This window comes from Kitasatospora sp. NPDC004289, assembly GCF_053602875.1.
The window spans coordinates 1-12,450 of sequence record NZ_JBSGEL010000017.1; the positions used below are offsets into that span (position 1 = coordinate 1).

6 protein-coding genes and 1 pseudogene are annotated in these 12,450 nt (G+C 73.4%); 3 read left to right on the top strand and 4 right to left on the bottom strand.

From position 1 onward, the window contains the following. The 3 genes and pseudogenes from ACWEPF_RS13755 to ACWEPF_RS13765 all read right to left on the bottom strand — a co-directional run. Positions 1–391 (bottom strand): annotated as a pseudogene (locus ACWEPF_RS13755) (hypothetical protein); the annotation flags it as partial. A gap of 10 nt (positions 392–401) precedes the next feature. Further along, positions 402–4,916 (bottom strand): polymorphic toxin-type HINT domain-containing protein, encoded by a 4,515-nt coding sequence (locus ACWEPF_RS13760; protein ID WP_452172678.1) that lies wholly within the window; start codon positions 4,914–4,916, stop codon positions 402–404. A gap of 212 nt (positions 4,917–5,128) precedes the next feature. Next, positions 5,129–7,402 (bottom strand): trypsin-like serine protease, encoded by a 2,274-nt coding sequence (locus tag ACWEPF_RS13765; RefSeq protein WP_452172679.1) that lies wholly within the window; start codon positions 7,400–7,402, stop codon positions 5,129–5,131. A 305-nt stretch (positions 7,403–7,707) separates the two neighbouring features. Here ACWEPF_RS13765 and ACWEPF_RS13770 point away from each other — a divergent pair, with 305 nt between their 5' ends. Further along, positions 7,708–8,814 (top strand): BadF/BadG/BcrA/BcrD ATPase family protein, encoded by a 1,107-nt coding sequence (locus tag ACWEPF_RS13770; protein WP_452172680.1) that lies wholly within the window; start codon positions 7,708–7,710, stop codon positions 8,812–8,814. 7 nt (positions 8,815–8,821) lie between these two features. Here the strand turns inward: ACWEPF_RS13770 and ACWEPF_RS13775 are convergent, their stop codons facing one another. Further along, positions 8,822–10,129: a hypothetical protein gene (locus ACWEPF_RS13775; RefSeq protein WP_452172681.1), complete on the bottom strand. Its 1,308-nt coding sequence runs from the start codon at positions 10,127–10,129 to the stop codon at positions 8,822–8,824. Between the two features lie 202 nt (positions 10,130–10,331). On the opposite strand from ACWEPF_RS13775, the gene ACWEPF_RS13780 reads away from it, so the two are divergent. Both ACWEPF_RS13780 and ACWEPF_RS13785 read left to right on the top strand, forming a co-directional pair. After that, positions 10,332–10,700, top strand: coding sequence for a hypothetical protein (locus ACWEPF_RS13780; protein WP_452172682.1), 369 nt, complete (start codon positions 10,332–10,334; stop codon positions 10,698–10,700). A 176-nt stretch (positions 10,701–10,876) separates the two neighbouring features. Continuing rightward, complete coding sequence (locus tag ACWEPF_RS13785; RefSeq protein ID WP_345288852.1) at positions 10,877–12,322, top strand: glyceraldehyde-3-phosphate dehydrogenase; 1,446 nt, start codon at positions 10,877–10,879, stop codon at positions 12,320–12,322. Positions 12,323–12,450 lie beyond the last annotated feature (128 nt).

Genomic DNA, 12,450 nt, shown 5'->3' on the forward strand with positions numbered 1-12,450 from the left:
CCCCGGCCCCCGGTGGCGGGGGAGGGGGGGGGCGGGGCGGGGGCCGGGGGCGCCGTGGGGGGCGGGGGGGGGCTTGCCTGCCGTACGGCAGGCAAGCCCCGGCCAGCCGGTTTAGCCAGACCCGGATACCGAGGCCATCGGCGTCCGGGTCGTAGCGGGCCCCCGTGGCCGCCAGCCACAGGACGGACAGCACAGCGTCCGGCAGCGCCGACCCGGTCAGGCGGCGGACATCGTCCGCCACCTCCGCCGCGTACCCGCTCCCCTCGTACTCGAGCAGGCTCGCGGTGAACGCGAGGATCCCCTCGGCATCACGGGGCGAGGACCAGGGCTGGACGAACTTGGCCAGCCCGCTGAGCCCGAAGTCCTCGTCGAAGTCGGCGCGCGGTTCCATCTGAATGCCCCTACTGCGGGATGGCGGTGTAGACGACGTACTTCGGATCGTGGCCACGGGCGAACCTCAGCGTGACCACCACCTTGGTCCCGGTGTCGGTGCTGACCAGCGCGGGTGCGTTCGGATCGGTCGAGGGGTTCTTCCGGTAGACCTTCCCGAACGGGTCGCTGCCCATGTCCCGCACCTCCCAAGTAAAGGTCTTGGTGTCGCGGGAGTGGATGAACCCGGAGTTCCTCGGCCGGTTCTTCTCGAGCCACGCGGCCAGTACCTGGGTGTTGTTCCCGGAAGCGAGCCAACCGTTGATTGCCTTCTCCACCGCCTGGGCGGCCGTCGCCTGGTCCCTCCAGACGCTGGCCAGCCCGTCCTTCTCCACCTTCGCTTCCAGCCTGGCGCCGGAGATGTTGACGTGCTGGTCGAGGGTGTGGGCCTGCTCGATGCCTTCGTCCGCCACGATGTCCTGGCAGTTGTGCACCAGGAGGTCGCTCCCGGGGCCGCCGGCGGTGCCCACGTAGAAGGTGTGCAGCCCACCGACCGTCAGGTCGTAGACGGGGAGGGTGAGGCCGGTCCGGTCGTTCAGTGAGTTGACGGTGCGCACGGTGCCGTCGGAGGACCGCAGCCGGTCCCCCGGGCGCAGGTCGGAGGCGAGCTTCCAGCCCGAGCCCTCGACGTGCAGCAGGTGGCCTGCGGTAGTGGAGAGGCTGCCGCCGTCCTCCGTGCGGATGTCGACCAGGCGGTCGGTGTCGTGCGCGTAGGTGGCCGTGACCGTGGCGGGCCGGGTGCCCCCGGTGGCCGGGTCGGTGGCCAGGACGCCGTCCCCAGTGCGGATCTGCTCGATCGCCCGGCGGGTACCGTCGGCGAGGACAACCGTGGTCCCCGCCGGGAAGCTGTTCCACTTGCACGCCGTGCGCGTCTGGGTGGTCAGCTGGGACTCGGTCTCCAACTGCCGGACCAAGGCCCGGTCGACGTCGGGGTTGTTGCGCAGGGCCGCGAGTGCCGCCTCGGTGCCCGCGCCGTCGCCCCGCAGCGAGGCCCGGAAGGCGACGATGGCGTCGGCGCTCGCCATCAACCTGAGCTTCACCGCGTCGCCGTAGCCCTCCAGCGTGGCCTGCAGGGCGAGCTTGGCCTCCGCGATGCCGACGCCCGCCTCCAGGGCGAAACGGAAGGCGACGACTCCCTTGGCGGCCTTGGCAAGGGTGCCGTAAGGAATGAAGTTGGAGGCCGCCCAGGCGCAGGGCCCGTTGAAGCCGAAGTTCTTGAAGCACTTCACGAAGTCGTCGGTCAGCATGTGCAGCAGCAGCCGCGAGCTGTCCCCCGACATGCAGACGCCCTGCGAACACGACACCTTGTAGTGCTTCGCGTAGTCGCCGTAGGTGAGCTCGACCGTGGTCTGGTACTCGGTGTCGACCGACTGGGTCTGCAGGAGGACGGTGTTCCAGGTGGTGTACTTGCCCTGGCAGGCCGCGATGGAGAGGTCGGGCTCGGGGCATGTCTTGAGGATGTACTCGATCTCGCCCTTCACCTTGACCGTGAGGGCGACGTCGCAGACCTCGACCCCGGCGCCGTTCTTGTGCCAGGTCTTGGAGTCGGCCTTGAGGATCCAGCCGAGCTCGGTGCCCGGGTCGTCGAGGACGCACTTGGACATGTCCTCGCGGACGACCTCCTGCTTCATCCCCTCCTTCTGGTGGACCTCGATGAAGGAGACCCGGCCGTTCTCGTCGACCGTGGCGGTCTCGCTCTCCGTCCTCCCCTCGGCCGCCTCCTTCTGCTGCTTCTGCCAGACGATCTCGCGCGCCTCCTTGGCGGCCTGCTCGGCCTCCTCGGCGCTCTTCTTCGCCGCGGCGGCCGAGGCCTTCGCGTCGTCGGAGGACTTCTTCGCCTCGTCCGCGTACTTCTTGGCCTGCGCGGCGAAGCCCTCTGCCGCGCTGGCCGAGGCGTCCGCCCGGCGGACGGCGGCGTCGGCGGAGGCGGCGCTGGCCTGGGCCTGCCGGGCGTAGGCGGCTGCCTGCTCGGCGGATGCCTTGGCCTGGCGGGCGGACTCGGCGGCCTCGGCTGCCCAGCGGTCGGCCTCCCTGGCGGAGGCGGTGGCCTTGTCCGCGTAGGACTGGGCCTCGATCTGGGCGTTGCGGGCCAGCGCGTAGGACTGCGAGGCCTGGGCCGCGTACTGACGGGCCGTCGCCACCGAGCCGTCGATGCTCGCCAGATAGGAGCTGACGGTGGCGACGTGGGCCCGGGTGTAGGAGTCCCGCTGCTGGGCCTTGGGCAGGCCGATCTGGAGGAAGGTCGCCAGACCGGAGGCCGGTCCGGAGAGCGCCGCCTGCCCGGCGGCCTTGACCTCGCCGCCGCCGGCCGTCATCGCCTGGCTGACCAGGACCTTGTTGTCGTCGTCCCGGGCCTTGTACTGACCGACCGTCAGGAACAGGCGGACGGCCTCGATGCCGCCGTCCAGTGCCTTGCTGCCGGCCTCCTTCACGCCCGGGCCGCCCGCCGTCATGATCTGCGACAGCAGCACCCGGTCGTCGTCGTCCTTGCCCGGGTAGGCCCCGGTGGTGACGAACTCGCGGACCTGGGCGGCGGTGCCCACCGAGGCGGTCTCCGCCGCCAGCCGCTCGGCCGCCTTGGTCGAGCGCTGGGCGATGGTCAGGGCGCTGACCCGGTCGTCGCGCTCGCGGCCCTGTGCCAGGCCACCGTTCAGAAAGGCGAGGACATCGGAGTCCCGGCCCTCCAGCGCGGTCTCGGCCGCGGCCTTGGCCCACGGGCCGCCCGCGGTCAGCAGCTGGCAGGCGGCCTGCCGGCCCTTGCTCACGGCGACTGCGGGGGTGACCCCGGCGGCGGTAGCCTCGGCGAGCAACTTCTCGGTGGAAGTGGCGAGTTGAGCACTCGCACCGGCCTCCCAGGCAGCGGCCTTGGTCTTCTCCGCCTCGATCCGGGCGGCCTCCTCGGCGATGGCCATCTCGGCCACGGCCTGTGCCGTCAGCCGCTCGTCGTCGCTGCGGCGGGAGAGGTCGGTGAGCTTGTGTGCCGACTCGGCGGCCTTCGACGCGGTGTCGGCCGCAGCGTTGGCCTCGGTGGCGGCGGCCTGCGCGGTGTTGGCCGCGGTCGCGGCCTCTCCGGCGTGGGCGGCCGCGGCGTCGGCGGCGGCCGCGGCAGCTTCGGCGTGACCGGCCGCGCGCTCGGCGGCGCGCTGCGCCTCGGCGGCCGCCTCGGCCGCCTCCTCGGCGATCCGCACGGTGACCCCAGCGGCCCGGTGGGCCTCGGCCGCGGCGGACCTGGCCCGGTCGGCGGCCCGGCGGGCCCGCTCGGCGGCCTCGGAGGCGACGCCCGACTGGTTCGCCGCCTCGAGGGCGGCGTTCGCCGCGGCCGTCGCGTTGTCCCCGGCGTCCGCTGCGGCCTTCGCGGCGGCGGCGGCCTGGAGTCCGGCCCGGCCGGCCCAGGCGGCGGCCTCGCCGGAGGTGCGGGAGTCGGCGGCCGCGTTGCGGGCCGCGACGGCCGCGTCCCTGGCCTTGCCGGCGTCCTTCTCGTTGATGGCCGCGGCAGCGGCGGCGTCGCGGGCCCGCGCGGCGGCGTCCCCGGCCTTGGTGGAGGCGGCCGCGGCGTCGGCCGCCGCGTTCGCCGCCTGCTGGGCCGCCTCGTTGGCGGCGGCGGCGGCCGAGGAGGCCGTCCGGGCTGCGTCGGCGGCGCGGCCCGCGGCGTCGGCGGCCCGGCCGGCCGCGTTGGCCGCCTTGCCGGCCTCGCCCTGGGCAAGCCTGGTCTCCCTGGCGGCCAGCTCGGCCGCATCCTTGGCCAGCCGCGAGGCGTCGATCGCCCGCTTGGCCGCGTCCTCGGCGACCTGGGACTGCTCGCGCGCCCGGGTGGAGGCGTTGCCCGCCACGTCGGCCAGCTGAGCGACCGTCAGGGTCTCCCGGTCGTGCGCGGCGGCGGTCTGCCAGCCGTAGCGCAGGAAAGCCCGGACGTCTTCGGCCCCGCCGTCCAGCGCGGCTCCGGCCGCCTTCTTGACCTCCGGGCCGCCGGTGGCCATCAACTGGCTGAGCCGGACCCGGTCGTCGTCGTCGCGCTCCTTGAACTGACCCACGTTCAGGAAGCGGTTGACGTCCTCGATGGTGCCGTCCAGAGCCTTGTTGGCCGCGGCCTTCACCCCGGGCCCGCCCATCGCCATGATCTGCGACAGCCGGACCCGCTGGTCGTCCTCGTACTGCTTGCGCGCCCCGCCGTCCAGCATCGCCCGCACCTTGGCGGCCGAACCGGTGTCCGGGGCCAGGGCCTTGAGGCCGGCCTCCCGGACGCCCGGGCCCGCCTCGGCGAGCAGCTGCTCCAGCCGCACCCGCAGGTCCTGCTCCTCGGCGGCCGCCCGGCCGCCGTTGACGAACGCCGTGACCTCGGCGTCCGAGCCTGCCAGCGCCGTCTCGGCCGCGCGGCGCACCAGCGGACCGCCGGCCTTCCAGGCCGCCACGGCGGCCACCCGGTCGGCGACCGGGCCCTGGGCCGGCGCGGTGTCCGCAAGGGCGGTAGCCGCCGGAACCCCCGCCACCAGACTCATCGTCAGCACGCCGGCGGCGGCTGCCCGCCACCGTGCCGCGCGTGCTCGCACTGTCACCCTCATCAGTCCTGCGCCCCCATCGGTTCGGACCTTCTCCCTCTGGCACCCGCGGGTGCCGACGACGCCGCCGGCCTCCGGGCCGGCGGCAACGGGGCCGGTGGTACGGCGCGCGCGGCGCCGCACCACCGGCGGCTGTCAGTCGGTCACTTGGCGGTGGTGAAGTAGCCGGAGAGGTCGGCCACCGCGTGCACCTTGCCGCCGCCCGCGACGTGCAGGGCGATGTCGTTCTGGCTCGCCGGGACCGGGTCGCCGTTGGAGACCATGGCCTGGCCCGCCAGCACCGCCCCCACCGCGAAGTTGAGGTTGCTGGTCGCCGGACGGGCGGCACCGCTCGGGGCGAGGGCGAAGAAGCCCGGGCTCTCCGGATTGACGGCCGTCACGTTGAGCACCGAGGCCTTGGCACCGGGCGGGGTGCCCTTGACGGCAACCACCTGGCCGGCGCTGAGCGGCGCACCGCCGTTCAGTCGGGTGTCCAGCACCCGCAGCGGGGCGATCGGCCGGTACAGGCCGGCGCCGGTCGGGCTGTAGTCGCCGACGAAGTCCACGATCAGGTCGGTGGTGCCACCGCTCTGGCTGTAGACGGAGACCTTGCCGTTGGCCCCGACCGGGACGATGACCTGGTTCGCGATGGTCTGGCCGGCCGAGTAGTTGAGGTTGGAGGTGGCGGGCCTGGTGGCGCCGGCCGGGAAGACCGTCAGGTTGCCGACGGCCGCCGGGTTGGTGACGGTCAGGTTGAGGACCACGGCGGTGGCGGTGGCCGGCACGCCGTTCAGGCCGCCCACCTGGACGTCCAGGGTGGAGTAGGCGCCGATCGGCGTGGCGCGGTCACGGGTGTCGATCAGCCGCGCCGGGGTCCGGGCGGTGAACCTGCCGGTGGACTGGGGGCTGTAGTAGCCGAGGACGTCGACCACGAGGTTGACGTTGCCGGTGGTCCCCCACAGGTGGACGGTGCCGTCGATGTCGACGGGGGCGGTGACCAGGTTGGGCACGACCTGACCGGCGGCGAAGTTGACCGAGGAGCCTCCCGGGCGGGCGGACCTGGTCGACCGGACGGTGACGAAACCGGCGCTCGCGGGGTTGACCACGGTGACGTTCAGGACGGCGGCGGTGGTGCCGGCCGGCAGCTTCAGCGGGCTGGTGCCGGCCTGGCCGAGCTTGAGCTCCAGAGCGGACCCGCCGGCCGGGTCGGTCTCCCATGTGGTGCTGGCCACGACCCGGGTGTCCAGCACGCGGGTAGCGGTCACCGGGGTGTAGCCGGAAGCGGCGTACTGGACGCCTAGCTGCTGGAACCAGGAGACCAGGTCGTCCACCCGGGTCTGGGTGACACCGGTGCGGGTCTCCGTGACGCCGAGGCAACCACCCTGCCAGGAGCGGGTGTTGACGGCCACGACCTGCACCGCGCCGTTGCCCTCGCGCAGCACCGGGCCACCGGCGTCGCCGCGGCAGACGGTGGAGCCGCTCACGCTGCTCGCCGTGAGCGTGGTCGCGGCGGCGGAGTCCACCGAGAACTGCCCGGTGTGCATCTCGCCGGCCAGCCAGCGGTCCTTGGTGCGCCCGTAGCCGGCCGTCTTCAGCACCTCACCGGCGGCGGGAGCGGTGGCACTGACGGTGAGCGGCAGGACACCGGTCACGGCCTTGGCCAGCTTCAGCAGCACCACGTCGCGGTCCGCCCGCGGGACCAGCTCGATGACCTCGACCTCCTGCACCAGCGGCGAGGCGACGTCGAGGCGGTCGATGGAGACGGTGGTCCTCACCTTGGGCGCACCGGCCGCGACCTCGGCCGAGGTGTCCGGGGCGTCGGCGAAGCAGCTCTTGGCGGTCAGCACCCACTGCGGGTCCACCACGGTGCCGGTGCAGAGCCGGGACCCGTCCGCACCGGGCTTGCCGATGCTGACGGCGGTGACAGCCGGCTGGGCGCTGACCGGGCTGCCGATCCCGACCGGGCCGTCACCGGTGGCATTCAGCTCCAGCAGAACGCTCTCCGAGCCCGAACTCCCCTCGCCGACCGGGTTCCAGAAGTTCTTCTGGAGGTCGACGACCTTGGTGGTGCCGTCAGCGGTGAGCGAGGCCTTGATGGCGTGGTCGTCGGCCTTGATCTGGTAGACCCGCGGGATCTCCATGACCAGGCGGCCGTCCCGGCCGTTGATCTTGAAGCAGACCTCACTGGGTGTCAGCGCCCGGCTGAGCACGTGGACCAGGCCGGTACCCGAGGCACAGTCAGCGAGCAGGAAGTGCCCGTCGCCCGCCTTCAGGGTGATCCCACGCTCGGCCAGGATCTGTGCCGCCCCCGGATAGCTGTAGTCCTCCACCACGGTCGGCGGCACCTCGTCCGCCGCCGTGGCCGGCACCGATGCAACCGCCAACGGTACGGCCAGCGCCGCCACCAGCGGCCATGTCAGCCTTCGCCCCACACGCACGATTGCTCCCCCAAGAAGGCAGGCCGAGGGAGCACTCGTCCCCCCGGCAAGTGACAGAAACAGCCCCCCGGACGCTACTCGCCACCGATTACGGCCCGCCGTGCGCTTGTTCCCGTTCAGACAAAGCGACTTGACGGTCCGTCAATCCGCCTCCCCATCTGTCCGCAATTGGCCCGGCCACATTCGCACACGACCTGACGTCAGGTCACCATCTGACGTGATACATGTCACACCGGTCGGGCGAGCAGAGCCCCTCTCACGGCAGTGCCAGAATGGGGCACCGCGACACGAACGGGAGCGAACGAGTGGACCACGGACCGGCCGACACCCCCGAAGCGGTCCTCGGCATCGACGTCGGCGGCACCGGCGTCCGGCTCGCCCTCGCCCCGGCCGACCGTCCGGAGACCACGCTCCGCTCCCTCCGGATTCCCGCGCCCGCCCGGATCACCACCGGCGGCCAGGACGCCACCGCCCTCCTGGAGCGGCTGCTGCCCGCCCTCGGCGACCTGCTGACACCCGGCACCCGGATCGGCGCGGTGGCCGTGGGCGCGACCGGAATGGCCCTGCTGGGACGGGAGTTGGCCGCCGAGCTGCCCGGCCCACTGGCCCGCGCAACCGGCGCCCGCCGACTCGTGCTGGCCAGCGACGCCGTCAGCGCCTACGCCGGCGCCCTCGGCCCCCGCCCGGGCGTGGTCGTCGCCGCCGGCACCGGCGTCGTCGCCCTCGGCCTGCACCCGGCCCCCACGCCCACCCCCGCGCCCGGAACGGATCCCGGCGCGGAGGCCGAGCAGGACCACCCCCGCGGCGCCGCCGGCACGGAGCGGGCCGGAGGACCCGGTGACCGTGCCTTCCCGCACCCCACCGCCACCTGGCGCCGCGCCGACGGCTGGGGCCAACTGCTCGGCGACTGCGGTGGCGGATCGTGGCTCGGCCGGGCCGGCCTCGAAGCCGCCCTGCGCGCTGTGGACGGCCGCACCGGCGGCTCCCCCGCCCTGCTGACGCTTGCTCAGGACCGCTACGGCCCGGCCGCCGGCCTCCCCGCCGCCCTGCAGACCCGGGCCGACCGCGCCGGTCTGCTGGCCGCCTTCGCCCCGGACGTGGCCACCGCCGCCGCACAGGGCTGCCGGGTCTCCGCCGCGCTGATCCGCCGGGCCGGCGAGGAGATCGCGGCCACCGCGGCGGCCGCCGCCACCGGCCTGCGCGAGCCCCGGATCGCCCTCACCGGCGGCCTGTTCAACCTCGAAGCCCTCCGCGCCGCGACCCTGGCCGCCCTCCCCCCGGACGTCCGCCACCACACCCCCGACGGTCCGCCCCTGCTCGGCGCACTCCGCCTGGCCGCGGCGGCGACAACGGCAACGGCGGACTCACCCTGGCCGGTGAGCCCGCCCCTGCTGGACGTCCGCGGTCTGTGACCGGTCGTCAGGCGAAGCGCCCGCTCCGCACCGGCCCGGAGGACCGCACCCGGTCCCGGGTCGCACCGGCCCGGGCCCACACCCCGGCCACCCGCGCGGCGTACGCCGCCAGCAGCTCGGCGGAGTCGGCCGGGGCCTCCCCGTCGCCCGCGTCCGGCGTGCCGTCGGCCGCCACGATCGCCTCCGCGAGCTCCTCGGCGGAACGCCGGTCGGGCTCCGGCTCCGTCCGCTCGCCGTCCGCGTCGAAGCTCATCCCCGGCTCCCACGGCGCGACCACGTTCTGGGCCAGCAGGCCGCAGACGTCCGCCGAAACGATCGGGGTGTCGGTCCAGCAGGTGGCGTGCTCGTAGAGCACCTCGTCCGGTGCCCGCTCGTTCAACCGCGCGACCAGCTCCTGGTCACAGGCGTTGAGGTCGTACGCCACCACCAGCGCGCCCGCGACCCCCGGTCGGTACGGCGCGGCCGGCAGGCCGAACAGCGCGGCCGCCGCCAGCCCGAGCGCCCGGCTGCCCCGGTCCGGCAGCAGCGCGACCGAGGTCACCCGGCGGCCGGTGGCGTCCAGCACCACCCGCAGCCGCTCCAGTCCGAGCCGGCAGTTGTCGAAGGTGTCGCCGAGGTACGCGTACCGGCCGGTCATCCCGGCCCGGAAGCCGTACGGCGAGAGGGTGGCCAGCAGACCCCCCGTCAGCACGTGGTGCCAGCCCCGCAGGTCCTCCCCGTCCACCGGCGGGGCCGCCGCCGCCCGGGCCAGCGAGCGGGCGATCCGGTCGGCCGCCGGGCGCCAGTCCTGCGCCGGCTCCGCCAGCCGCTCGAACACCTCGCGGGTGAGGCCCAACTGCCCGTCCATCAGCGCGTTGAACGCCAGCAGGTACCCCTCCGGCCAGTCCGCCAGTCCGGCGCCCGCGGCCTGCTCCCGCAGCACCTCGACGGCCTCGCCGTGCCGCTCGCCGTCCTCCAGCGCGGCCACCAGCTCCATCAGCACCTGGCGCACCCGCCGGGTGTCCACCGGCCGGGTCCGCCCGAACAGCCCCCGCTTCGGCTCGCGGAGGACCGTCAGCGCCTCGCGCAGGGCCGGCACCGCCAACGCGGAGAGCCCGTGCTCGATGCAGGCGTAGCCGTAGTCGTACAGCGCCTCCGGGTCACCGGCGTTCGCGGCCAACTGGGCTGCCGCGCCGTACAGTTGGTCGATCTCGGCCAGTCCGGCCAGCCGCTCCACCAAGGGCGCGAGCTCATCGGCCGGCACCTGCTCGGCGAGCCGCCGGAGCTCACGGGCCGCTCCGGGCAGGTCCTCGGCCACGAGCAGTTCCTCCGCCACGGCGAGATCAGGGTGCAAAGGTCTTCCTCCAGGGGATCCGACGGTGGGTCACACGGCCCGGTCACGGGCCCGCACGATCATCGGCGCCGTTCCCCCACCGCGGCAAACGGATATCCGGCCGCCGCCCCTGAGTCCCGTACCGGGCCGGAACCTGAGTACGGCTACTCTGTCCCGCCCCCACCCCGGCCGGGAGGCTGTTCCCATGACACCGAGAATCCCGCAGCCCGCCGCCGCCCTCCTGCTCGCCCTGTTCGCCGCCGCTGCCTGGACCGCCTGGCTGGGCTGGGACCAGCGGTACGACGAGCTCCCGGACGGCTCGGTCTCCGGCCCCTACCAGGCCTGGCAGGTCATCGGGCTGGTGCTGACCCTGCTGCCGGCCGTGCTGTGGGCGGCCCTGCGGCAGTACCCGGCGGCGGGGGTGCTCGGCGTCTCGGGCGGCCTGGCCACCGCGGCCTGGGTCGACTGGTCGGGCGGCGACGGGCTCTTCGTGATCGGCGTCGGGATGGTCGCGATCGGCAGCCTGGCCTCGACCGCCGTCCTGACCGGTGTGACCCAGGCCGTTCGTTCCTGAACCTTCGCCGGTCCGCCGCCGTCGAGGGGGGCCGAGCTGACGGTGAACGAGGGTGCCGACCGTGAAGTCCGTCACCCCTCCACGGCTCCGTGCCTGGTCAGGGGTGGTCCGGCCGCAAGATCGAAACCGGCCGAAGTTAGCATGGGGGCAAGGCCCTACCCTCGAAAGATGGACTTGTGACTGTCAACGACGACGTGCTCACGAACTGGAACAACCGCGAGGAGATCGCGGAGTCGATGATTCCGATCATCGGCCGACTCCACCGGGAGAAGGACGTCAACGTCCTGCTGCACAGCCGCTCCCTGGTGAACAAGTCGGTTGTCTCCATCCTCAAGACCCACCGGTTCGCCCGCCAGATCGCCGGCGAGGAGCTCTCGGTCACCGAGACGCTGCCCTTCCTGCACGCGCTCACCTCGCTCGACCTCGGCCCGTCCCAGATCGACCTCGGGATCCTCGCGGCCACCTACAAGAACGACGCCCGCGGCCTGACGGTCGAGGAGTTCACGGCTGAGGCGGTGGCCGGTGCGGTCGGCCCCAACAAGCTGGAGCGCCGCGAGTCCCGCGACGTCGTGCTCTACGGCTTCGGCCGGATCGGCCGCCTGCTGGCCCGCCTGCTGGTCGAGAAGGCGGGCTCGGGCAACGGCCTGCGCCTGCGGGCCATCGTCGTCCGCAAGGGCAAGGGCGACGACCTGGTCAAGCGCGCCTCGCTGCTGCGCCGCGACTCGATCCACGGTCAGTTCAACGGCACCATCACGGTGGACGAGGCGACCAACACGATCATCGCCAACGGCACCGCGATCCAGGTCATCTACTCGAACGACCCGACCACGGTCGACTACACCGAGTACGGCATCAACGACGCCATCCTGGTCGACAACACCGGCATCTGGCGGGACCGCGAGGGCCTGTCGAAGCACCTGCAGCCGGGCATCGCCAAGGTCGTGCTGACCGCCCCGGGCAAGGGCGACGTCCCGAACATCGTGCACGGCGTCAACCACGACACCATCAAGCCGGACGAGCAGATCATCTCCTGCGCGTCCTGCACCACCAACGCGATCGTCCCGCCGCTGAAGGCGATGGCGGACGAGTACGGCGTGCTCCGCGGCCACGTGGAGACCGTCCACTCGTACACCAACGACCAGAACCTGCTGGACAACTACCACTCCTCGGACCGCCGTGGCCGCGCCGCCGCGCTGAACATGGTGATCACCGAGACCGGTGCCGCGTCCGCCGTCGCCAAGGCCCTGCCGGACCTCAAGGCGAAGATCAGCGGCTCCTCGATCCGCGTCCCCGTGCCGGACGTCTCGATCGCGATCCTGAACCTGCAGCTGGCCCGCGAGACCAGCCGCGAGGAGGTCTTGGACCACCTGCGCGAGGTGTCGCTGACCTCGCCGCTGCGCCGTCAGATCGACTTCACCAACGCCCCCGACGCGGTGTCGAACGACTTCATCGGCTCCCGCCACGCCTCGATCGTGGACGCGGGCGCGCTCAAGGTGGACGGCGACAACGCCATCCTCTACCTGTGGTACGACAACGAGTTCGGCTACTCCTGCCAGGTCGTGCGGGTCGTCCAGCACGTCTCGGGCGTCGAGTACCCGACCTTCCCGGCCCCGACGGCCTGACCTCCCGTCAGGACGCCGCACCCCGGCTGACCGAGGCCGCCCCCGCCACCGCGCGGGGGCGGCCTCGGCCGTTCGCGCAAGCCCTGCTGGTCCGAGGGGATGAAAACGCGCGTCGGACAATACGGTTT

Excerpts from the sequence above, each read along its gene's own strand:
- ACWEPF_RS13780 (WP_452172682.1), top strand. The coding sequence starts at position 10,332 with ATGACACCGAGAATCCCGCAGCCCGCCGCCGCCCTCCTGCTCGCCCTG.